This window comes from Bacillus sp. S10(2024) (assembly GCF_050473865.1).
GTDB lineage: Bacteria > Bacillota > Bacilli > Bacillales > Bacillaceae_G > Bacillus_A.
Genome location: NZ_JBFLUR010000002.1, coordinates 2,923,211 through 2,947,614 on the forward strand (window position 1 = coordinate 2,923,211; position 24,404 = coordinate 2,947,614).

Annotated in this window: 21 protein-coding genes and 3 pseudogenes; 1 reads left to right on the plus strand and 23 read right to left on the minus strand. The window is 34.6% G+C overall.

Going from position 1 to position 24,404, the window contains the following annotated elements; all coding sequences use genetic code 11:
- Positions 1 to 28: 28 nt before the first annotated feature.
- The 11 genes and pseudogenes from ald to AB1280_RS14990 all read right to left on the minus strand — a co-directional run bounded on the left by ald (position 29) and on the right by AB1280_RS14990 (position 11,787).
- Positions 29 to 1,162 carry an alanine dehydrogenase gene (gene ald / locus AB1280_RS14940; RefSeq protein ID WP_272190707.1) on the minus strand — a complete coding sequence of 378 codons (1,134 nt, stop codon included), beginning with the start codon at positions 1,160 to 1,162 and terminating at the stop codon, positions 29 to 31.
- Between the two features lie 753 nt (positions 1,163 to 1,915).
- On the minus strand, positions 1,916 to 2,548 hold the full coding sequence (locus AB1280_RS14945) for a nucleotidyltransferase family protein (protein ID WP_429756303.1): 633 nt from the start codon (positions 2,546 to 2,548) through the stop codon (positions 1,916 to 1,918).
- Between the two features lies 1 nt (position 2,549).
- Positions 2,550 to 3,506 carry an XdhC family protein gene (locus AB1280_RS14950; RefSeq protein ID WP_429756304.1) on the minus strand — a complete coding sequence of 319 codons (957 nt, stop codon included), beginning with the start codon at positions 3,504 to 3,506 and terminating at the stop codon, positions 2,550 to 2,552.
- Entirely contained in the window at positions 3,503 to 3,973 is a 471-nt protein-coding gene (locus AB1280_RS14955) for a (2Fe-2S)-binding protein (RefSeq protein WP_429756305.1), read from the minus strand. Before AB1280_RS14955 ends, AB1280_RS14950 begins: the two co-directional genes overlap by 4 nt.
- Entirely contained in the window at positions 3,970 to 4,812 is an 843-nt protein-coding gene (locus AB1280_RS14960; protein WP_429756306.1) for an FAD binding domain-containing protein, read from the minus strand. Before AB1280_RS14960 ends, AB1280_RS14955 begins: the two co-directional genes overlap by 4 nt.
- The gene (locus AB1280_RS14965; RefSeq protein WP_429756307.1) at positions 4,809 to 7,148 is read right to left on the minus strand and encodes a xanthine dehydrogenase family protein molybdopterin-binding subunit; all 2,340 of its coding nucleotides are present in this window, start codon (positions 7,146 to 7,148) and stop codon (positions 4,809 to 4,811) included. Before AB1280_RS14965 ends, AB1280_RS14960 begins: the two co-directional genes overlap by 4 nt.
- 114 nt (positions 7,149 to 7,262) lie before the next feature.
- Positions 7,263 to 9,122 (minus strand): annotated as a pseudogene (locus AB1280_RS14970) (glycerophosphoryl diester phosphodiesterase membrane domain-containing protein).
- Between the two features lie 333 nt (positions 9,123 to 9,455).
- A pseudogene (locus AB1280_RS14975) lies at positions 9,456 to 9,606 on the minus strand (DUF1641 domain-containing protein); the annotation flags it as partial.
- Positions 9,592 to 9,860, minus strand: a pseudogene (locus AB1280_RS14980) (molybdopterin dinucleotide binding domain-containing protein); the annotation flags it as partial. The pseudogenes AB1280_RS14975 and AB1280_RS14980, both read right to left, overlap by 15 nt.
- Before the next feature lie 117 nt (positions 9,861 to 9,977).
- Positions 9,978 to 10,103, minus strand: coding sequence for a hypothetical protein (locus tag AB1280_RS14985; RefSeq protein ID WP_429756308.1), 126 nt, complete (start codon positions 10,101 to 10,103; stop codon positions 9,978 to 9,980).
- Between the two features lie 385 nt (positions 10,104 to 10,488).
- Positions 10,489 to 11,787, minus strand: a complete 1,299-nt coding sequence (locus tag AB1280_RS14990) for a helix-turn-helix domain-containing protein (protein WP_429756309.1) — start codon at positions 11,785 to 11,787, stop codon at positions 10,489 to 10,491.
- 373 nt (positions 11,788 to 12,160) lie between these two features.
- Here AB1280_RS14990 and AB1280_RS14995 point away from each other — a divergent pair, with 373 nt between their 5' ends.
- Complete coding sequence (locus AB1280_RS14995; protein ID WP_429756310.1) at positions 12,161 to 12,310, plus strand: hypothetical protein; 150 nt, start codon at positions 12,161 to 12,163, stop codon at positions 12,308 to 12,310.
- A gap of 774 nt (positions 12,311 to 13,084) precedes the next feature.
- Here the strand turns inward: AB1280_RS14995 and cysC are convergent.
- The 12 genes from cysC to AB1280_RS15055 form a co-directional block, all read right to left on the minus strand.
- On the minus strand, positions 13,085 to 13,708 hold the full coding sequence (gene cysC / locus AB1280_RS15000) for an adenylyl-sulfate kinase (protein ID WP_429756311.1): 624 nt from the start codon (positions 13,706 to 13,708) through the stop codon (positions 13,085 to 13,087).
- Between the two features lie 21 nt (positions 13,709 to 13,729).
- Complete coding sequence (sat, locus tag AB1280_RS15005; RefSeq protein WP_429756312.1) at positions 13,730 to 14,869, minus strand: sulfate adenylyltransferase; 1,140 nt, start codon at positions 14,867 to 14,869, stop codon at positions 13,730 to 13,732.
- A 1-nt stretch (position 14,870) separates the two neighbouring features.
- Positions 14,871 to 15,929, minus strand: coding sequence for an inorganic phosphate transporter (locus AB1280_RS15010; RefSeq protein WP_429756313.1), 1,059 nt, complete (start codon positions 15,927 to 15,929; stop codon positions 14,871 to 14,873).
- Positions 15,930 to 16,327: 398 nt separating this feature from the next.
- The gene (locus AB1280_RS15015; protein WP_429756314.1) at positions 16,328 to 17,527 is read right to left on the minus strand and encodes an MFS transporter; all 1,200 of its coding nucleotides are present in this window, start codon (positions 17,525 to 17,527) and stop codon (positions 16,328 to 16,330) included.
- 75 nt (positions 17,528 to 17,602) lie between these two features.
- Complete coding sequence (locus tag AB1280_RS15020; RefSeq protein WP_429756315.1) at positions 17,603 to 17,974, minus strand: VOC family protein; 372 nt, start codon at positions 17,972 to 17,974, stop codon at positions 17,603 to 17,605.
- A gap of 57 nt (positions 17,975 to 18,031) precedes the next feature.
- Positions 18,032 to 18,829: a sulfotransferase gene (locus AB1280_RS15025; RefSeq protein ID WP_429756316.1), complete on the minus strand. Its 798-nt coding sequence runs from the start codon at positions 18,827 to 18,829 to the stop codon at positions 18,032 to 18,034.
- Positions 18,826 to 19,677, minus strand: a complete 852-nt coding sequence (locus AB1280_RS15030; protein WP_429756317.1) for a sugar phosphate isomerase/epimerase family protein — start codon at positions 19,675 to 19,677, stop codon at positions 18,826 to 18,828. The genes AB1280_RS15025 and AB1280_RS15030 overlap by 4 nt, the downstream gene beginning before the upstream one ends.
- A gap of 3 nt (positions 19,678 to 19,680) precedes the next feature.
- Complete coding sequence (locus AB1280_RS15035) at positions 19,681 to 20,409, minus strand: hypothetical protein (protein WP_429756318.1); 729 nt, start codon at positions 20,407 to 20,409, stop codon at positions 19,681 to 19,683.
- 5 nt (positions 20,410 to 20,414) lie between these two features.
- On the minus strand, positions 20,415 to 21,338 hold the full coding sequence (locus AB1280_RS15040) for a Gfo/Idh/MocA family protein (RefSeq protein ID WP_429756319.1): 924 nt from the start codon (positions 21,336 to 21,338) through the stop codon (positions 20,415 to 20,417).
- Between the two features lie 13 nt (positions 21,339 to 21,351).
- Positions 21,352 to 22,152 (minus strand): glycosyltransferase family 2 protein, encoded by an 801-nt coding sequence (locus AB1280_RS15045; RefSeq protein ID WP_429756320.1) that lies wholly within the window; start codon positions 22,150 to 22,152, stop codon positions 21,352 to 21,354.
- Positions 22,134 to 22,862: a polysaccharide deacetylase family protein gene (locus tag AB1280_RS15050; RefSeq protein ID WP_429756321.1), complete on the minus strand. Its 729-nt coding sequence runs from the start codon at positions 22,860 to 22,862 to the stop codon at positions 22,134 to 22,136. The genes AB1280_RS15045 and AB1280_RS15050 overlap by 19 nt, the downstream gene beginning before the upstream one ends.
- Positions 22,862 to 24,403 carry an Ldh family oxidoreductase gene (locus tag AB1280_RS15055; RefSeq protein WP_429756322.1) on the minus strand — a complete coding sequence of 514 codons (1,542 nt, stop codon included), beginning with the start codon at positions 24,401 to 24,403 and terminating at the stop codon, positions 22,862 to 22,864. Before AB1280_RS15055 ends, AB1280_RS15050 begins: the two co-directional genes overlap by 1 nt.
- Position 24,404: the final 1 nt, after the last annotated feature.

Sequence of the window (24,404 nt, forward strand, 5' to 3'; positions counted from 1 at the left end):
TGTATGAAAATATTGTTCGATATTTAGATTAGCAAGATACTGCTTCTGCTTCTAATAATTCTTTTGCTGCTTTATATTCTACACCGTGTGCTTCTGCAACTGCTTCGAATGTTACATAGCCTTCTAATGCGTTAATACCTTTTAATAATGCAGAGTTTTCTAAGCAAGCTTTTTTGTAGCCTTTGTTTGCGATTTGTACTGCATATGGTACTGTAACATTTGTTAATGCAAGTGTAGATGTACGTGGAACCGCACCAGGCATGTTTGCAACTGCATAGTGAACTACGCCGTGTTTTTCATAAGTTGGGTTGTCATGTGTTGTAATACGGTCAGTTGTTTCGAAAATACCACCTTGGTCGATCGCGATATCAACTACAACAGAACCTGGCTCCATAGACTTGATCATTTCTTCTGTTACAAGTTTCGGTGCTTTTGCTCCTGGAATTAATACTGCACCGATTACAAGATCAGACTCTTTTACAGCTTGTGCAATATTGTAAGGATTAGACATTAAAGTTGTCACTTGGTTACCGAAAATATCATCTAATTGACGAAGACGATCTGCACTTAAGTCGATAACCGTTACGTCAGCACCTAAACCAACTGCAATTTTAGCAGCATTTGTACCAGCTTGTCCACCACCGATAATTGTTACTTTACCGCGTTTTACGCCTGGAACACCTGCTAATAAAATACCTTTTCCACCTTTATTTTTCTCAAGGAATTGTGCACCAAGTTGTGCTGCCATACGACCAGCAACTTCACTCATAGGTGCTAACAATGGTAAAGAACGATTTTCTAATTGAACTGTTTCGTAAGCGATTGCTGCTACTTTATTTTCAATTAATGCTTTTGTTAATTCTGGTTCTGGAGCTAAGTGTAAGTAAGTAAATAGAACTAAACCTTCACGGAAATATTTATATTCGCTTGCAATTGGCTCTTTAACTTTCATTACCATTTCCATAGCCCAAGCTTCTTCAGCTGTTTCTACGATTTTTGCTCCTGCTTCTACATATTGCTCATCAGGAAAACCTGATCCTAATCCTGCACCCTTTTGAATGAATACTTCGTGATTGTTACGAATTAAATGTACAACACCAGCCGGTGTCATAGCTACACGGTTTTCGTTGTTTTTAATTTCTGCTGGTACCCCAATACGCATAATGAAATGCCCCCTTATAATTAACAGAAAAAAGTAATTCTTTTTTCTTTTTGTAATAGTGAATAACTTATGAACTTATTCTAGCATAACTTCCTATTCATGAAAACGCTATCATATAAAAAAATAAAAGTTTTTATATTTAAAATAGTGTAAATAATAAAAACTATTTTTATTCTGATATATGTATTCTTATTCTATTTTTTCATGCTACATTTATTATTTTTAGAAATTTTTTTAGTGAATAAATATTATACAAAATGCCACCCATACTCTTTATAAACTATCAATTAATAACTTATAAAACATTAACAACTTGTTGTATATGTATTTCTCAATATAACTTATGCGGTTCCCATTTCATTTTTCGACATATTAATCCTCCAATCGTTTTTTCACCTATACGTATGAAATAACAAAGGCCTATCCCCGTTTGGAATAAGCCTGATAAAATTGCGTAATATATATCTACTTGGATTTTTTAACATCTAAGTTGCTGTTATGTAAAGCAAAAGTGATATGCTACTTGTTTGTTCACTTTGTTTTCACATTGCCTGTGGCAGGAAAGGGCCCTAACCGTTTCTATACATGGCCAGATGCTCTCGCTTACCTGAAAAAAAAGAGGGTTTTTATGTTGATTTTTTATTTGTACTTATATGTTATCCACCGCAGTTGTATTAAAGAATTGTAGCAATATCCTTCATACTGTCTAAAATATAATCCGCTTCCTCTAAACCTTCATGTCATATTTTCTTCTTACTTGTAACGTTGTGATGAATTTGATTCATAAACCATCAAATATTGCAATAGTTCCTTATAATCACTCCAGCTATTCACATCATAAAAAAGGGCCGGTTCTTCATACGATATCGTTATCCCCTTTATAAATGACTTTTGAAAAATAGCGCGTGCTCCTTGATCGCCTTCTAATGTTTGCAAGAATGGGAATGTTTTCTTCGCAAACAAAACAGGCGGTCTGACAATGCCGCGATGTTTTGCGGCTACATAATAGACCGTTTTATGTCGTTTGTAACAATCTATTAATTCATTAATTACCTCTGTTTTAATAAAGGGTTGATCAGCAAGTAAAACAACAATCCCATCCGCTTTCATATGCATTGCTTTCTGAACACCGCAGCGCAGTGAATGCGATTGTCCTTGAATAGAATCAACACAAGGAAGAATATGTACATTCTTTTGTCGTAATGATTGCAGGGCCCAGCTCGCATCATTTGTGACAATAATCATACCTGCGAGGTTGGAAGACAGGGCTGCTTTGAGGGCTGCATTACCAAGTGGTTCATTATGGAAAGGAAGAGAAAGTTTATGGATTCCCGGTCCCATTCGTCTACTATTTCCAGCCGCCAAGTATACACCAATAATTTTCATCTCACTTCCCCCGTAATTGCCCGATGATTTCAGCCATGATACTAATAGAAATTTCACCCGGACCTTGTGCACCAATTGAAATTCCAACAGGAAAATGGAGATGATGAGGGATTACTCTCCCTTCTAATAAGTGCTCTGTACGATGACGCGGTCCTAAAACACCGATATAACGAACATTTTTTTCTAATAAGAGAGAGAGTAATTGCTGATCTTTTTCAAAGTGATGCGTCATAATGACAAGAAAATCACTTGGATGTAAGGAAAGGTTTTTAATCATTTCTACTGGAAACCCAACTACACATTCATCAGCATTTGGAAATTGATCAGTATTACATAGGCCTTCCCGCCAGTCGCAAACTGTTACAAAGAAGCTCGTTTCCTTCGCAAAACGAACGAGTGGCTTGGCATCTTCTCCTGCTCCAAAAATAAACAGGCGAGGCTTCGGTATAAAGTGTTGGTTATAATATGCATCTTGTAATCCATTTTTCAAATCAGTTACCTTCGGAATGGCCCCTTCCCAATCTCCAAGCGTATTTCCGTTATTATACAGAAGTGCAGTTTGCTCTAACGAAAGGTTTTTCACCATCCAAGCAGAGGAACCATTAGTAAGGTGAATATATAAGTCTTGTAAAATTGCTTTATAGGTATCATCTATATGTTCCACTAATACATGAATAACACCATTACATCCTACTCCCCAAGACAAATCATCTTCTGCTTTCGTGTTAAATGTATGAACCGCCCACGTTTTATGCTCCATAACATCTGCAGCATAATAGAAAAGTTCTTCTTCAATGCACCCTGCACTTAACATTCCCACTTTTGTACCGTCTTCTTGAAACAGCATCATCGTTCCTTCTTTTCGATATGCTGATCCTTCAACATGAATAATTGTAGCTAACGCACAGCGTGTCTCACAACATAACAACGCTTCTAATACATCATATACGGAAGTCATTTTGAACCCCCTCGCTGCTTTTGTAATACAGACTTTACAGCTTCTTCAATCTCTTGATAACTCGTGCAACGGCAAATGTTAGAACTTAACCATTCTTCAATTGTTCGATCATCTGCATCAGGCCTCCCTGTAACAAGCCCGTGGCAATTCATAATAAATCCCGGTGTACAGTATCCGCATTGGAAAGCCCATTTCTCTTCAAAAGCTTGTTGAATAGGGGCTGATTGTAATCCCTCAATTGTGGTAACTTGCTTTCCAATTGCTTCAACAGCCAACATAATGCAAGACTTGATTGGTATCCCGTCAACGAGAACTGTGCAAGCACCGCAATCACCATTTTCACAGCCTGGCTTTGCTCCTGTTAAATCCAGTTCGTGACGTAATATATGTAACAGCGTATCAGCCATTCTTGAGGCGACCTCTCGCGTTTCCCCATTTACATGTAGAATAAGCTGTACGTTCCTCATTCTTCTTCCCCCTCTGCAAAATTTCGCAATAGATCTTGCAGTACAGATTGAAATACAAATGTCCGATAAGCACGCGAGCCTCTTATATCATCTAATACAGGAGCAGGAATATGGGTTAAAGCGCGTTGAACTCTTTCCTCAAATGGAATACGCTTATTATTTAAATCTACTTCCATCCGAAATGAACGAAATGGAAAAGCACATAAACCGCTGCACGCCATTCGAATTTCGTCATCATATTTAATCGCCGCAACTGTTACGAGAGGATAATCAATTTTTTCTAGTTGGCGTTTCTTCACACTATAATATGGCGCAGTCACATATCGCCGCTCTGTAATCATTTGTACAAGAAACTCACCCTTTTGTAATTGTAGTGTTTTTATAAAAGATTGATGAGCAGGTACATATTTCATACCCTCTGTTCCTGCAATAACAAATGTACTATCAGCTAATAAAAACGGCAGTACAGCTTCCTTATAGCGAATCCTTCCCGCAACATTTCCGCCAATTGTAATTTTATTTCTTGCGGTGCGATCTGCGGCCCGGCCAGCAGTTTCCCCAAGAAGCGGAAAGACTTCCGCCTCTTGAACACTCGTTATCGTTAATGTTGCACCAAGTAAAAGTTTGTCACCCTGCCATTCACAAACATTACATTCCGAAATATCCTTTATATCAATAACAGCCTTCGTTCGAATTCGCTGCGAACGCCCCATCGTAATAATCTCTGTCCCGCCTCCATAGTAAAGCGGCTTCTTCCCCTCTTGATCTAGCTGGTGAAATAACCGAATAGCTTCTTGAATAGAATCTGGACGATAATACTCAAAATCAAATGGTATCATTCCATCCCTTCTCCTTTTTGCATCTCTTTCCAAATTAATTCTGGCGTAAGCGGTAAGTTTCGCAATGAAAGATCCGCTGCAATGGATAAACTGTTTCCTAAAGCTGCTGGCATACCAATAATTCCATGTTCCCCAAGTCCTCTAGAACCAAATGCAGCCTCTTCATGCGGTACTTCTACAAAATCGACAATATATTTTGGCTGTTGCCCGTAATGGATGACTTTATAAGAGCGAAACTGATGATTCAAATTTCGTTCTTTCGTATCATAATGAAATGTTTCTCGCGTTGCAAAACTGAGCCCCATACTCATGGCCCCCATAATTTGCGTCTCTGCTCCCTTTCTATTTAAAACGATTCCCGCATCTGCAACGGTTACAGCATTCAACAATCGGTATGTAAAGTCTTTGGGGTTATATTCCACTTCTACTGCTTGCGCTCCTACTCCCCATTCCGGTCCTTGTTTCCCTTTCCCTGTCTCATAATCAATGTCTGTAATTCCCTCAAGTACGTAACTCCCTTTTCCTATCACTTCTGTTCCTTTTACACTTCCATTTGAATCTACATACCCAAACACAATTTTCGAAAAAGGTACGTGTAGATTCGGGTTCGTTTTGACATATACTTCTTTTCCTGCAATCGCTAATTTTTCCGTGGGGTACCCGAGTATATTTGAAGCCGTTTGGCAGAGCTGCCTCATTGCGTCTTCTGCAGCCATTACAACCGCATTCCCAACAAGAAGTGTCGTTCGACTCGCTGCGGTTTTCCAATGCTTTGGAGCAACTTGTGTATTCACTTCCATCATGACATGCACATCATCAACATCCATGTTCATTTTCTCGGCAACCATTTGTGTGAGTACCGTTTTTGTTTCTTGCCCAATTTCAACAGCACCGCAATTAATATTGACACTACCATCACCGTTAAAGGTTAATACAGCACCCGCTCCGGCATTTTTGGGTGTAGTCGAATTTTTCCAGAAACAGCTAACCCCTTTTGCACGTACCATACCATTAGATAGAATCACTTTCTTTCCCTCTTCCCAATTAATAAGCGATTGTAACTTCTGTAAGCACGCCGCTACATCTCCCGTATTACTTGACGTGACAAGCACTTGTGTCGGCGTTGTATCCCCTGGTCTAATGGCATTTTTCAGACGAAACATAAGCGGACACATCCCTAACTTTTCAGCAAGTATATCGATTGTTCGTTCCATGACAAACGTATACTCCGAATGTCCAAAACCTCTAAACGACGTTGCATAAGTATGGTTTGTATACATACCGTACGAATCACACCATACGTTTTCAATCGCATATGGGCCCGTGCAGTCCAGCCCAGCTGCCTTACTCATCGTTACCGCTCGATCAGCATAAGCACCGCCGTCAAATAAATACAAAATTTCTGCTGCTTGCAGCTTTCCATCTTTCGTGCATCCAAGCTTTACTTTTGCTTGTAAGCCGATATGGACAGGAGATGTTATAAAATCTTCCTCTCTACTATTTCGAAGAGTAACCCGTCTCCCCCCGACTGCTTTCGAAGCAATATATGCTAAAAATTCAAGCTGCACCGCTGTTTTCCCACCATATGCGCCCCCAACTAACGGCACGTGTACAATAACTTTCCCTTCATCAATTTGAAACGCTTCACTTAACTGCCTCTTTATTTCAAAAGGAGCCTGTGAGGTAGAATGAACAATCACATCTCCGTTCGGCTTCATTTCTACCCTAGCACATCGCGTTTCCATTGCTGCATGATCAGATTGCCGAAAAGAAAATGTTTCACAGGCAATCACGTCACTGTTCGTAAATCCTTTTTGAACATCCCCTTTACGAATTTTCGTCCGATTTGCGATATTTGTATGCGGCTTTGGGTATACTTTTTCTTCTAATTTATATTGTTCCACATGCTCATGGACTAATATGTTCGTTTCATTATAGGCTTGTAAAGGCGAACGAATAATCGGGAGCTCGTCATATATAACACGGATCCGTGTTGCTGCTTCTCTTGCAATTGCTTCAGTATCCGCCACAACAAGTGCAACAGGTTCACCAAAGTATCGTACTTTCTCAAAGGCTAACAAAGGACGATCAACGATACTAGAACCGACGAGAATGGGATAATCCGCTCCCGTTATCACAGCGTGTACGCCTTGTACTTTTTGCGCTTCACGAATATCTATATTCTTAATATAAGCATGGGCATATGGACTCGTAAGCAGTTTCACATATAGCGTACCAACCTCTATTTCATCATTGATATACTTCGCTCTTCCCGTTACTTTATCAGCACCTTCTTTTCGCTTCACACTTTTTCCTATAACACGATACCGTTCCATTCCCGACCTCCTTCGCTCTGCTCTTCTACCATCCTATTTATACTGCCAACAATTTAGTACAGATCTCTCCATACAAAAAAAATAGGCTACTAGCATTTAGCTAGCAGCCTACTTTTACGGAAATAACTTTGCAAATAAGTCTTCGGTTGTTTCCGTAATTTTCTCAAACATATCCGTTTCATTTTCCTCTTGCTCTTTGATCATTTTAATCGTGGCTCTCGCATCTTCTGGATAGTCTGTAATAATTCCATCCACATTCAATTTATAATATTTCCTTAAGCTTTCCATATCATTTACAGTCCAGACGTAAATCGGTCTACTTAATTTGCGAGCCGATTGGACTAAGCGCTTATTTAACATATATTCTTCCGCTACATAAAAGTCTGCCGGAACATTTTTTAAATTTGCTGCATTTGCATATAGGACATATCCTACTTTTATATCTGGATTTGCACGTTTAAATTCTTTAATAAGCGGGTAATGTAATGTTTGTATCACACATTGCTTTTCAAAATCATTTTTTTCAATCGTTTTTAAAACTTTCTTTACAAAATCCTTTTCATTTTCATTTCCATGAAGCTTCACTTCTATATTCAGCTTAATCTTCCCTTTTGCAAGTTTAATAATCTCATCAAGCATACTAATTTTCCCTGAGAATCCATCTTGGCTGAGAATAAGCTTTCGAAGTTCATCCATCGTTAATTCTGACACTTGTATATTTTCATTCGCAAGACGCTTTAATTTCAAATCGTGTATAACGGCCAATTCGCCATCTTTCGTTTGCAATACATCAATCTCGGCATAATCAGCTTTCGCATCAATAGCTCCTTGGACTGACTCTTTTGTGTTCTCTACCCCTTTAGATACGTAACCACGGTGTGCCATAATAATCGGCTCTTTATAAGAATTCGTAATAAACGTTACGATAAAAGCCAAAACCATGCCAACTACAACAACCCCGCCAATATATACACCAATAAATTTCAATCGATGCTTTTTAAAGAAGCATTTCTCCGCTTTTGTTTTCGAATAGTCAAGACCCTCTTCTACTAAAACAGCTTCAACAGGAACCTTCTGTAAATATAACTTTATCAGCGCCATAATATAAAACGGCGTAACAATAAAGCCAAATATATACAATGTACTCGTTACAAAGACAGATATAGTCGATTCTGCTAATAGGGCAAATGTTCCTTCTGGGTTTGTAAATTCATAGACCGCAAGCAGTAACAAGAAATAAACACCTGTAAAAAGTAAAAAGACAACGCCTATAGAGATAAAAAATCCCACTAAAAAGAACAGGACTTTCAAAAAGTTTTCTTTTACTAACTTCGCACTTTGACGAGCAGCTACGCGAAAAGGCTTTTCTTCTAAAACAATGATCGGTAAAACAAAAATTCAACGAAGATTGAAATAGGCAACTACCCCGAAAAAGGTATAGTATCCAACTTGTCCCATTGTTGTTTTCAATAATTCGCCTGAAATAAAATTAGGAATCTGAATTTCAGGAAGAAGTGCAGATTGATAACCGATGCTTAAAAGAGGGAGTAAAACGACAACATACAAAATAAATCCTGGTAAGCAATATGTGAAAAAAGAAGGTAAATACGTTACCGTTTTATATAAAATTGGACGCAGTCTCACCTTTTGTCGTTTATGTGCAAAATACGAAATAATAATAAGTACTGCAAATTCAATAAAAATGAGAAAAAGTGCTAGCACAGATAAAATGACAATGGCCGCAATTCCATACGGTGTTTTAAAAAACGCAAACAATTCATTATTTGTCGCATTTGCATATCCACCCCAGTACAATAACTTATTAAAAATCATACCGAGTAGTGGGACAAAGACAATTGCGGCGAGGAGTTTATACATGAGTTGAAACGATAATACATTTCCAAAGGCAAATCTTACTGTTTGAAAGGATTGTTTCATTACCCCTGGTATTGATAGTTTTTTACGGTGTAGCATAAATTCCTCCCTATTCTAAAACTCTATTTAAAGTTAAAAAACGACATAAAACCCCCTGTTTTTGAGGGGGCAAGTCCTTTTCCTACCACATGCAAGGTTAAATGAAAACCATGTTGTATTCCGCTGCTGGAAAATGAAAATGGCAATATATTTTATCCCGCATTAATGGGCAGTAAAAGCCCGATTGGTTCAACTAATAATCAGTGGGGGGATGAAGCCCCCCACTGATTATTAGTTTTACTTTATTTCATCATAATATATTCTACTAAACATGAACACTCATATAAACATATAAAAGAGCGATGAATTCTAAATCCACCGCTCTTTGTCTTATTAGTGCTTCTTTTCTAGCTCTTGACCAAATGCCTTCAAAAAATTAAACCCAAATGTAATTGCTCGGTTTATGTCTGGATCTCGTAATACTTTAAAGAAATCCATCACACTTGTTTTCTGACCTTTTTAATTCCTCTGTTGCATGCATCAGTAAATATAATTCGTTTCCAGTTACACGATCTGTAATAAGCGCCGGAACTTTAATTTTTCCAAACGGTGATGCAAGTTCGACAAGGCCTCCATCCTTCACATTTCGCTCCATCGCTAGCTCAGGGGAAATCTCAACAAATATCTCTGACATTTTTGATAAAATACCTGCCGATTTCTTTGTCATATTTCCCCATGGAAATGTTCGAGCATGCGGCCATTGTTTAATAATAGATCATACTCTTCCGGTGCTTCGACTGAGATGCAAGTAGCTGTAGCCTCGTTCAGTTTTGTACAGAGACTGGCTAAGGACTCAGAGCTGTTTGTCTGACCCAGATATACACAGAGCGCTACAAGGTCCTATATCCGAAATTTTCATTTTCGTTGAATCATACCCGTTTGATACGCAAGTTCCTGTAGATGATAAACAAAGAATTTATTTCGAAATTCTTCACCAAGTATGCATAACTCTTCAACTAACATACAATTGTTTGTAGACACAAATTAGGACACCCTTTCATGCAGTACTGCATGAAAAGGTGTCCTAATTTTGTTATTCTATGCATCTCTTTAAGTTGATGGCAATGACGTCCTGTACAGTTAAAAAATTATTATTAAGAATAAAATATTTATTTTTGTATTATGTAAAAACCCTAAAAATAAACATTTACCATTCGTCCAATTAAATAAGAGTAAGAAATAAATTTACTACTGCATTATATTTAATTTCAAAATACTTGATAATGAACCAACCAATAAATTTCCAAGATGATTCTCATGATATATAATGTTCATCTGTAATTTTAATATACTGGTTCGTTATTATTATATCTATCATTTAACATTTGTTTTTTTCCTCAGAAATTAATATCAGATCAACTTCAAATTAAATAAAGTTAGGACCATCATGCGATTCGTTTTTATAAATCTGTACCGCCTGATTAAGTAATTCATATGCCTCATTTATGAATCCCTGAGCAGATAGAATTTTGGATTTCAATGTATAAGTCTTAGCCAACAATAAATTGTCATTAATCCCCAAAATTTGAACTTCAGCATCATTGGCGTAATTTAATGATTCTTCATAAAGTTTCAACCTGAATTTAATGTATGCTAATAAAAGAAGCATCTTAATTTTTAAAGGATCAAGTATGTTCGAATTTCCAATTTGTTTCTTACAAATTTCCTCAGCAATTTCAAGATTATTATTTAACACATAAGAAGTTGCTAATTCATAATAGCTATTTAGTTCATGCCATTCTAAATTATTTTCTTTAGATAAATTAAGACTCTTTTTGATATTTTCAATTGATAATTGATAATTTTGTAGTTCTCTATAAATTATTCCTAAGTTGGTTAATGAACCTATCAAATATTGTTTATCATTTTCTTGATCGAGAATTGATATTGCTTTATTATTTGCCTTAATTCCTTCATCATATTCTTTTAAATATAAATGAGAAAGTCCTTTTAGCATATAAAACAAACCTTCATTGTAAGAAAATTTAGATTTATTAATCAAATCTAAAGCCTCATTTAAAACCTCTAATCCTTTGCTAAACTCACTAATCCTACAATAAGAAAATGAAAGATTGAAAAATAAAGTTAGCTTTAATAATGGGTAATTATCACTGTAATTAGATTTTAATAAAATAAGTCCATATAAAGCATTCTCAATACTAAATTGATATTTATCTAAGAGTTTATAACAAGTAGAAATTTTACAATATACACCTACATACTCTTCTATATCATATGGTGTAAAATAAATAAGTGCCATTTTGAATTCATCAATTGCCTGTTGATACATTTTTTTTTCTAAAAATAATTCACCTTTTAACTTTAACAGAGTCCCTTTATAAGTATACTCAATTTTATTTTCGTCTATATTACTAAAAACCTTTTCCGCTTCTTCGAATTTTTCTGAATTTAACAACCCCTTTAACAAACTTATAGTGTTTTGTGCGTATTCAGAGTACGTCATTTCATTTTTGTCTTCATCAAGAAGATAATTTACACTTATATTTAGTTTTTTAGCTATATATTCTAACGACTTTAATGAAGGGTTCGTCATATCTCTTTCTATTAGACTAATCATTGCAGTACTTAAATTAGGGCCTGCTAAATCTTCTTGGGTAAGCCCAATACTTTTTCTATGTTGTTTTATACGTTTTCCTATACTCATAAAAGCCCTCCTATCAATTAAATAACACGTTTACTTTTTATTATTAAACAGAAAAAAGATAAACATTTTTATTCTCTTCTTTTTACCTATTACATAATTAATATAATTATCCACTTAAATAAACTCACTACTTATATTACATAAAAACATTAAATCTTTCTATAAACTTTGCCCACTAGTAAAGTGTCAAATTAAACAATTTTTCAATAAAATATAATTATGAATTTTTAAATATAAATTTATACTATATTACAAATTTATTATTTTTTTAAATATATTTAAAAAAATAATAAAGAATTTATTGAAAATTCATAATATATTATATAAAATAGTTACAAAGGGCTAGAAATTTTACATATTATGGAGGATTCATATGAAAAAACTATTATTTTCTTTATCACTAACTTTATTAATTTTCACATCTTTTTCAACATCCAGTTCTTATGCCGCTTCAAATGACACAAAAAATACTACGTCTAATACAGCTTCTGAAACATCAACTTCGGATCCAGTTTGGCCTTAATTAAATACATAATGAACAGTGCCTTTTAAATATTGTTTATTCTAATGTTGTCTTGGATGAAAACATTAGAATAAACAAAATAAGTTAAAAGGAATGTTTCTATTCATTTTTTACTTACATATCTAAATGTTCTTAAATCTATTAAGATTCCTTAGATCATTCATCTTCAAAATTTATCCAATATGTTAAGAGAGGATGTCTAGCCCCCAACCTCTCAAACCAATAAAGTAGCGTTCAAAATGCATAGTTATAATCAGCAGGATAGCTAAATTTGTGTGTTACTATCTATTATTTTCCCGCTCTTAGTATTTCTAATTTTCTAAAAACTACCAAGATACCCCGTGCATTATAACATTTCTTCTAAGAAAACCTATTTTTAAGCGTATAGTCCAACAAAATATTTGAAAATTGAGTTAATTTCTATCCTCTTCCATCTTTCAATCCTTTTTTTATAACTGTTTTAACTGTTATTTAATATGCAATTTCTATTGAAAAAAATAAAAACATTTTTGTCAAATAGAATATTATTAAGCACCAAATTCTAATAGTAAAGCGAATGTTTTTCCCATCAAATTTCAAGACACACTATCCATATTTACAGAATGCATTCTTATTTTTTTATAAAGCTAGCAGCATTGAGAAGGTATCTATTCGTTTTAATACTGATTATTTACCATTAAAACGAATAGAATAATATACATTTCTTCTCTCATCTATTTAATTTTTCATTATCCTTAAGACAAATATTTTGATATAAAACTATTTAATTACAAATTATTTGTTTATAGCTATGTATTTATCTGCAAGTAAGTATTTATTTTCGATTAAAAAATGGAAAATTTTATCAACTGATTCTTCTAGTGTTTCCTTATCGGTTTCAATGATTATATCTGGTGAAACAGGTTCTTCATAAGGAGCTGAAACCCCTGTAAATTCTTTAATTTCTCCGTCTCTAGCTTTTTTATATAACTTTTTTGGATCACGACGTTCACATTCCTCTAATGAACATTTTACAAATACCTCGATAAAATCCTCTTTATCTAACATTAATCGAACTGCTTCTCGATCTTCGCGATATGGAGAAATAAAAGCAGCCAGTATTATGGTACCAGCATCAACAAACAACTTTGCAACTTCTCCAGTACGTCGTATATTTTCTTTTCGATCTCTCTCAGAAAACATTAAATCTTTATTTAAACCGTGTCGGAGGTTATCTCCATCCAACACATAACTGGTAATACCCTGCTCAAACATTTTTTTTTCAATTGTATTAGCCAATGTAGATTTCCCAGAAGCAGATAACCCTGTAAACCATAGTACAAAACTTCGATGACCATTTTTCTTACGACGTTGTTCTTTAGTAATAGATGAGTGATGCCATGTAACATTGACTTCCATAATATATCCTCCTTAACAAATTTAGGCTTTTTGTTTGATTCCACTAATCAATACTTCAACTACTTCTTTTCTACTGAATGTACTTGGTGGTAATTCTCTGTTTAGCAACATTTTTCTCACTTTCGTTCCTGATAAAATAACATGATGCTCAGAACTATGTGGACACGTTTTAGAAGATGCCATCCCTTCACATTTTTCACAGTAGAAACTATGTTCAAAAAACATAGGTATAATTCCAAGTTCATCGGAAGTGAAGTTGGAGAAAATTTTTTGAGCATCATATGTTCCATAATAGTTTCCTACTCCTGCATGATCGCGTCCTACAATAAAGTGTGTACATCCGAAATTCTTCCTAACAATTGCATGAAAAATAGCTTCACGAGGACCAGCATAGCGCATAGCAGCTGGAAAAACCGCTAAAAAAACATGTGATTTCGGATAGTATTCCTTCAGTAGTATCTCGTAGCTTTCCATTCGTACATCTGCAGGAATATCATCTGCTTTTGTTTCTCCTACCAAAGGATTTAAAAAAAGTCCGTCTACTGTTTCTAATGCTGCCTTTTGAATATATTCATGGGCACGATGTACTGGGTTACGTGTTTGGAATCCAACTACAGTTTTCCAACCAAACTCTTGAAAGATTTTTCTTGTTTCTTTGGGATCTAAATAATATGATGAAAAATTTGTTTTAGGTATCCTTTTTACAAGAGTAATCGGTCCTCCCAGGTAAACTGAGGGCCGTTCATATAATTTTTTTACACCAGGATGGTTAGTATCTGTTGTTCCATATACATACTGTGCTTCTTTTTCTTTATCCGAAATATATATATCTTCCACTCTTAGTACTCCATATGTTACTCCTTCATTTATTAGACGAACTTCTTCACCTAGTGAAAGTCCACTAGCTATTTCATTTGTAACCGCTAGAGTAATGGGTATACTCCAAACAGTACCATCAGATAGACGCATCATTTCTATAACGGACTCGTAATCTATTTTGGTTAGAAATCCTGTTAGTGGACTATATGCTCCATTAGCAATTAGTTCTAAATCACTAAGTGCAGTTCTATCCAACTCAATCTCTTTTTCCAAGTGCGCTAGATTATATTTATCATTAATTTTATTAATTAGAAAGCCGCCATGGGCAGTAATTGTACTCATCTTAATAAACCTCCCGATTCTTTACTATATTTAATTTCATTAACAGAACTAGAATTCCGATTATTGCGATAATTATAGCGATAACAATAAATACAGTATACAAATTACTCTTCATGAGAATCTTTATAAAAGTATAGGAAAGTAGAAATGAAATGAATGGAGCAACAGCCCAAACTTTTAACATTTGGATAACTACTTTTTTTTGAAATACTTTCACACCTTCTTGGACAGCACCGATGCCAATAATAGAAGATGATGTTATTTGAGTAATTGGTAAAGGAATCCCATAAGTAGCAGCAGTAATCACTAGTAAGGAAGTTGTTGAAGAAGTTACGATCCCTTCAAGAATTGAAATAGAAGTAATTTTTTTTCCGTTAGTTTCAATTACTCTACGCCCTAAAAAAAGTGCTCCTAAAGCAACAAATATTCCTCCAATTAAAGATCCTTTTTCTAATGAAATTAAATGAGCTCCTACTAAGGGGCCTATTGCATTTGCTACATTTTTCATACCCGCTGAATACGCTTCAAATAATCCCGCAAAAATTATAAGAATTGTAAATACAGGTTGCAATTTTCCATTCTCCATATTTGGATATTTAGACCGAAGATAGTAAATAAATTTCCCAGTGAAGAAAGTAATGCTAAATGCTAGAATCGGTGTAAGAATCCAAAAGGATACAATAAATAACAGTTTTTTTACAAATAAAACATGATAAGCAATACCCACTCCGGCGACTGCACCAATAGTAATTTCACTTGTAGAAAGTGGAATCCCAAACAAATTTGCTAAGAACAGCGATAATGAAGCAGCTATTAAAATTAGAATCACCACTTTAACTGTGAAAAGATTCTCAGGAATAATACCTGAACTTATTGTTTTGACTATTTCTTGTCCCTGAATCACCGAACCGAGTATTATTGCGATCCCACAGAGAAGAAGTGTAATAAATTTGCTTCTTATAGCTCCGGAAGCATATGTAACCCCCATCGCTGCTGCACCACCACTTGCTCCAATATTCATTGCGAAGAATAAAGCTATACTAAACGCAACAATAACCATTATACAAATCTCCTTTATCATCTATCAGTTGCAATAAGAATATTGATGGTAGAAATTAAAATCCTTGAAAAGTATTATACTTTTTTTAAAAAAACCTACTAATATCAAAATCATTATTCAGTTGAAATAATCGATAAAATACAATTTTTTCAACAACTGTTAAATTACTTGAAATATCACAGGAAGTACATTCATTGTTTTACTAACGAAAACCCTCTCGACGACTTGTTAATTTCTAATGGAAAAGTTTCAGGAGCACATATTATCCTTTTCTAATATCTTAAAAAAGATTCCATATAATATCTAAATCATAAATAGGAAGATATTTTTATTACTATCAAAATTTTTCAAAAAAAAATAAAAATATCTTCTTCAAAACAATTAAATAGGTCTAAAAACTATATAGAACTTGTTACTTGTATGAAACGTTTTTGCTTAGCTTGTAAAATTGAAAAAATAAAGCATAACCCCACAGGTAACAACAAGGCTAAATAAGCACTATTCACTCCATAATCAGATGCTATCCATCCCAAAATTGGTCCACTAACTACAACAGAACCCTGATTACATAGCATCCGATAGCTTGCCATCCTTCCGTGAAAAGCGGAATCTGTAGCCATTAACTGGATAGATTGTAATAGTACACGAATCCAAGTTGTAGATAATCCTACTAAAAAGACTCCAATAAATGCTACTGGCAACAAATGAGAAAACCCTATGCATAATAATCCTATAAATACTAATATTAAAGAACGACTGGCAACAGTATTACTGTTCCTTTTTAGCCACCATGTCCCTAAGATTCCTGCAACTATCCCTCCAATCGAGATCGTAGCGTCAAGCAAACCATAAATTGTAACGGATTTATCTAAAAATTCTTTGGTATATACAGATAGAAAAACTACACTATTATGAAAAACAAGCTGGCCAACAAACATCATACCAAACAATCCAAATAGGAATTTATTATTTTTTAAATACGAAAATCCATCTACAAAATCTGAAATAACAGAAACTTTTTTATTGCCACTTTGATACGTTTTTTCTTTGTTTATAAAAAGTAATGCAATTGTGGCAAATATAAAACAAATGACAACAATACTCATTGACGTTGTTTTAGATAAATAAGCGGTTATGAGTCCTCCTGATGAGGAACCAAGTAACGCCCCAACTTCAGATGCTGCTCCTGATTGGGAAAATACTTTTGGTAGTTCCTTTGCTTCAAAAGCTTCAGCAGCAAAAGCTTGCATAGAAGGGCGATATAAGGAACCAGTAACCTGTAATAACATGTGAACACCAATTATTATCCATGGTTTAACTACATCAGTAGCGATTGTCATCAAAACAATAAACATTGCTACAGTTGAGATCATATTTGCACTCATTGCTAACCTTTTACGATCAAATCGATCAACAATTACTCCCATTACTAGATTCAGTACGAGCCCTGGTAAAAAACCCATGCTAACTAGAAGACCTGTATAAAGTGGATTTTTGGTCATACTATATAATAACCACGTTATTAATACAAAATATGCAGCTCGTCCAAATTCTGCAAGAAAACATGCGCTTAACATGAATCGGAATTTCCTTTGCATTTTTTACCTCCATATATAAAATATTTTTTTTATAATAAATAACATAATTTTGAATAACTTATCTTAAAAAATATTTTATTTTAGCCATTCTATGAATTCTATTCGATTTCCAAATGGATCATCTACAAAAAATCGAATTGCCCCTTCCAGAGGTTCCTCTTTCTTTACAACAATTCCATTTTTAATTAAATGATCGTGTAACGCTGCCAAATTATTAATATGAAAGGCTGGATGTGCTTTTAAGGCTGGTGAAAAGTCTTTTTGAATACCTATATGTAACTGATGCTTTCCACAAGTAAACCAAACTCCGCCACGTTTCGCTAAGTTTAAAGGCTTTGTAATTTCTTGCATCCCTAGAATTTTACCAAAAAAGGTTCTCGCTTCCATTTCGCTCCCAGCTGGTGCAGCTAATTGTACATGATCAATTCCAATATATGAATATTCCATATTAAACACCTTCTCTAAATTTTATATTTGTATAAATCTTACTCATTACCGACACCTTTAGTTCATATTTTGAAACCGTAATTTATTTAATTGTGACCAAACATCTTCTATTTTCGATGGGAAGTTGTGGTTATTTTCTGATAATCGTCGCGATTTAATATTTATTAAAAAAGGCTGTAAATCAAGTTCTAAAAATTCCGATAAACGCTCAGTCTCTTCGCTTAAACACAAATGATTATAATTTATAACAATGTATCGATTTGAAGATATTCCATTAAAAAATTCTAAAACATTAGTATGCCAGTTAGCCCACTTCTCTAAATTGGCCATTTCCGTTGTCGGACGCCACGGACGATCGCCATCCCATTCTAAAACAGAATTTACTATTTCAAAAGGATTACGATATAAAAGGATATAACGTGCATTAGGGACAAATTTGTCGATTTGAGGTATATGATGTAAATATTCGTTATATTTATCTCCCCAACGAGTAAAACCACTGTAACTATTTTCCACCAACGAACGCCCTAAAATAGTTGTATCATTATGTTTTCCATCACCAACTGCCAATGCGGCTTTACGTAATTCATTCTCGACTTGATTCAGCCAAATTTCTACGCCTTTTCCACCAGGTAATTTTCTTTTTAAAGAGTATAAAATTTCATCTATTCTAAAATGACGATAATATAAATCTTCTTGAGTTAACCAACGATTTAAGTAATACAGCAATTTCCCATTAACTGTAAAAATACCCCCGATATTTGCAAAAGCTTCATTTAATGCATAAGCAAGTGCAGTAGTACCAGAACGTTGAAATCCGAGTAATATTACGGGTGACTGATCATCTAATTTCATTGATCTAATCCTTTCATATATCTTTTAAGTTTCTTCATACATTCTATACTCGCTTCGTATCCACCTAATGAAAACCTATCGAACCATGGATTATCGCGTTCATCTTGAGATAGAACCCTACCAATACGCCAGTGAGTTTCTAAGGAAAGCCATCCTTGATAATTATCTTCTTTTAATTGCTGGATTATATTGAACCAAGGTACATCACCATCTCCAAGACGAACATATTCTTTCTGACCAATTGGGTCTTTAATGTGAATATGCTTAATTAGTTCACGTCCAGCAAAATAATCATTTGGAAAAGGAGAAATGGACGCTCCAGCAAAAATTGAATTTCCTGGATCCCATACAATTCCTAATCGATTATCCCCAATAATATCAAAACATTTTAGCATATGTTGAATAGTTGGTGTATTTGTACGCATACCTGTTTCAATATAAATTCCTATATCGTCTGGAACTATATCTTTAATAATCTCTTTTATAATTTTTCCAGCTGCTAAAGGATCCGGATATCCCTCTTTGTAAAATGTGAAAATTCGTACAAAACCTGCATTAAGTATTCTAGCTTGTTCAATGGCTTGTTGAAAAGATTTTCGAGCTTCTTCTAATTCTTTTTGGGTGCGAGGCAATAATGTCTTAAAACAAGCAGAATCAAATCCAGATACCGTTAAATTTGTATCTTTAATTACCCTATGAATTTTTTTTAATTGTTCATTTGATAATTTATCCGGCTGAGTATTCCATACAGACCTAACCTCTATACCTTCGAATTCATTTTCTAATACTGCATCTACTACTCTATTTAAATCTTGATCTAATTCATCACCTATAATTGCTAATTTCATAAATTATTCCTCCCTAGTTGAATGAGACAACATTGATTTTAATGTTGAGATGTCTTCTAATGGTACACCTGCTCTTGACTCAATTGTGATGATTGAAGAATGTTTGGTAATACAATTCAATATTTTCAAATTTCTTTCCATGTCAGTTTGTGCCAGTGGTAAGTGAAGCGATTTTTCGGGGTCACTCCAATTAAATCCTTTTACTTGCATTGCACTAGAAATTAGCGCTAGTCTCCCTGCATCATATTCTGGATCATCTGTGATTCTAGCTAAACCCATTGTATCTAATAGCACATGGGTTCCAGTTATTTCATGTATTCTTAATATCTCATCCACATTACTGTAACCATGATGCGTTTCAATTAATATTTTATCCGCACTACCCAATATCTTAACTAATGTTTGAATTTGGTTGATTAGAAGATTTTTCCTCCATCCTTCGGTACAACCGCATTTTGCAAATACTCTTATTGAATAATCTTGATACGGTCTAGTCCAAATTTCCAAATGCTCTTCATTCCAATATTCATCTCCTAGTACAACACTAGTTCCAATAAAGGCAATCTGAATATTATTTGCCAAAAATGGAGCAATCCCATCTTCTTCCCATCGTTGTCTTTTTCCAACCCGAAGATCAATTGTTTTACTTCCTGTATTATGCAAAATACTTATAATCTCATTGGCAGTTAAGTCCGGGAAGGTTCCAGAAGAAAACCCGATTCGATAGTCCATATATATCACATCTCTTTTTTTGATAATTGTTCAAGTATCTTAGTAACACCTCTAACACTTTGAAGATTACAGAGTTGAGGCTGAGCTTTATTTATAACTGCATTAGCAAAATCTTCATAACATCTCTTTCTCATTTCTAATGTTGTTCCATCCGGATAATATTTTTGAATTTCCCCATTTTTTTCAAGAGTAATGTGACCATTTTCAATAATTAAATGATTGTCATCTCCAAATATAGCTAAACGTTCATTACGTTTGCTGGCTTCTCCTGTAACAATAAAGGCCATTGCTGAACCATTTGAAAATTTTAAAGACCCTGTTGTACGCAAATCTACTCCGGGTACAATATTTCTTTTTCCGCTTTGCTCTAGAGAAATCGGCTCTCCAAGCATTAAACATGCTAAATCTAAATAATGAACACCTAGATGTGCTGTTATTCCACCTAAAGATTTCAAAGGATCCTGACGCCAATTTGTAAAATATCTACTTGATTCACGTGGACGAGAAACCTCTAGTATTGCAGTAGTTTTTTCATTCCAATTTATTTCAAGAATCTCTTTTGGTAGTCGATAACGATGTTGCAACATTACACCCAATGTTGTCTTAGTTTTTATAGCAGTTTCCAATAGCAACTCTAATTCCGATTCGCTTAGACAAGGTGGCTTTTCTAGTAGTACAGATTTTCCAGCTAACATAGCTTGAGAAGCTAATTCAGCACGTCCTCCTGGTGGTACACATAATGCAACCGCGTCTACTCTTTCATCATGTAATACATCCTGCCATGTACTTTTCCTAGAAATTCCCCCTGTATCTACATTTTCATTACTTTCAAATACACAATATAATTCTGCTTTCTCTAACCCCAATAATGCATCTACATGTTGTTTTCCTGCCGCTCCATATCCAACAACCGCCATTTTAATACTCACTTACTTAACCTCCTTAATTTACTTTGTTATTTTGGGTTCGGCCAAAAAGATGTACTAAATTTAAGAAAAAATTAATACTTGATACTCTTTTGGATTCTCCAACAGCACCATCCCTATTTTTAATCCTATATATTAACTCAGAGTATTTTATTTTTTTTGAAGATTGAATACCAGAGTAATAGGCCTCTTTAATAGCCGTTTTCATCCCTTTACTATTACGGTGTAAAATTAGTAATTCGGGTATAAAATGAATTTTAAAACCTAGACGTGCTAGATCTAACACTAGCCCATTATCCCCCCCGCTTCCTTTTTGAGTAAATCCTCCAACTTGCAAAAAACTGTTTGTCCAAACTGCAGAGTTACCCCCTGAAAAGAAATTAACTGACTCACTGTGTTTTAAGCTTGTGTATCTTTTGTTGTATCTAGCTTGTCTTGCTTTAGAAACTAAGTCAGTATCGAAACCTAAAACTCTACCAGTAATTCCACCTCTATTTACTAACATTTCTTTAGAGATAATATCTAACCAGTCTGGCGAAGGTATTGCATCATCATCTAGAAAGGCAATAATTTCTGACTTTACAAATTTACTTCCAAGATTTCTACTAGCTGCAGCGCCTAATGGTGTATCATTGCGAATTAATGTAAGATTAAAATTAAATTGTTCTTTTAAAGAAGTAATTGGAATTTTAGACCCATCATCAATAACAATAACCTCTTCTAGTAATTGTAAATTATTATCCGATAATCCCTTAAGGCATCGATAAAGGTCTTTTAATCGATCCCTAGTTGGTATAATCACTGTAATTTGTGCCATTGTAGTCTCCATCCTTTAGCAAGATTTTCCCAACTATCATTGAAGCCCGTAGGGAAGTATGTACGTCTAATATTTGAAGGATTTTCATTCCAAGGGCAAGCCAGTGCCTTTACTGTACCAAAAGCAAGTGTACTATCAGGAAAAAGTATTGTTTCTGTTGGCTGAAACCCATACGGGTATGCAAAATGAACTAAATTAAGATTTAACCGATTCGAAATTTCTTGAATTGATGTTTTAATTTCATAGTTTGCATCTTTTAAAGATAAAGTATTTAACATTGGATGTGTCATTGTATGTGCTCCAATGCCATGACCGGCCCTTAATAAATCACTTATTTCTGCCCATGTCATAAAATTCTCTTCTAGATTATGAGAACTACTCTGAAGTTCTGTAATTTTATTGACTATAGGAAAGAACATAGCTTTTACCCCAAAACTATCCAATATAGGTAAAGCGAAATCAAGATTGTCCCTATATCCGTCGTCGAAAGTAAATAAGACAGTTGGTTCTTTTGATGTTATTTCAGTTGAAAGAGATTGCGGATTTAGTGCAGGTCCAATAAAATTTAACGCAATATCAACTGCACGTTTAAAATCATCTGGTGTTAAAGATGTATAGTGCTTTATCGATGGATGCACATGATGAAAATATAATACAATTGGCCATCCAGGTGCAGACCCTATTATTGCATTTTGTAACGGATCATTCATTATAGCCACCCCAAATCTTCTACAATTTGTAATGGGACGCTTATACCTTTTTGATGAGCTCGTTCCGTACAATCCATTTCCATTTGATTAGGAAAATAAGGTTGTTGAGGAGGAACTTGATACCCATCTAAAATAGCATTCTCTAATTCTTTAATTAAAGAATCTATATTATTTGTGTCAAACGCATCTATTGATAATCCAATGAATAACTGTGAACAGTTCATTGGTAAATCTAAATTTTTCCTCTGCTTGTTAACTCGAGGACTAATAGTTCCACCACCTAGCATTCCAGCAAGTACTTCGGCAATTATGGTTATACCTAATCCTTTATACCCTCCAAATACTGGGATTGAACCCCCGTTGTCTAGATCTAAAGGATTAGAACTTGGTTTTCCGTATTTATCTCTTACCCACTCTTCTGGAACTTCCTTTCCACTAGCCAAGGCATTTCTTATTTTTCCTGCTGCGACAATTCCAGTCCCTAAGTCAACTACAAAAGGTTCCTGTTTTGTTGTTTCTGGAGTTATTAAACAAAATGTGTTACTGCCTAAAGTAGCCTTAACTGTTCCAGGTGCTGAAACAGATGGACCAGAAATGTTTAAAAGTAATCCAACAACATTATGGTCTTGAAATGGTCTTCTATAAGCAGCAAGCATACCAATATGATTATTATTACGAATTCCTACTGCGGAAATTCCACATTCTTTTGCTTTTACTGCACACCATTTGGCAGCTTCAATTGCTGCTAATTGACCAAATCCACCTTGAGAATTAATAACCCCGACTGAACCAAATACTTTTTCCAAGACAGGTTTTACATTTGGGTTAATTCCACCTTTTGCAACACGCTGAAGATATACCGGAAGTAAACCAACGCCATGTGAAGAATGACCTCGAATTTCTGCATCGATTAAAACATTACTAATAGATTCTGCATCTGATTCAGATACGCCGGCGCTATTAAGTGACTTCACCACTTTTTTATATAATTCATCAATTTTAAAGACAATAAATTCTGACTTTTTCTTTTTCACTGAGCTTTTAATAAGTCTTCCGTGTTCAAGAATATAAGTATCCTGTGCAAACTTTCTAATTAACCCCTCCGTACTTGATAATAATATCGTTGTAACACCTTTTTCCTTACGAATTTTCAATAACAATTCCAAATCATTTTCCGGATATATTTCCGCATCATCAATAATTAATATATCCGGATTATTCTTAATAGCTTTAGATAGATCCTTATACAAATCTATCTCATCATTTACCAACTTATTAAAAAATGTCTTTCTGATTCTTGTATTCTTATTACTTAAAAGTCCCCGTTTAATAACTTTTTCAGAACTTAATAACACCTTTCCAATTTCCGGAACACAATGACCTGATAAAACTGCTGCCAATGTCGATTTTCCTGTTTTTGATTTCCCTATTATTCCAATAATCTTCCCTGCTTCAACATCTAGATTGAGTGCACGCAAAATAATATCCTCTGATCCACGCGTACCATTAGAAACAACAATATCTAGAGCTTTTAATTGCATA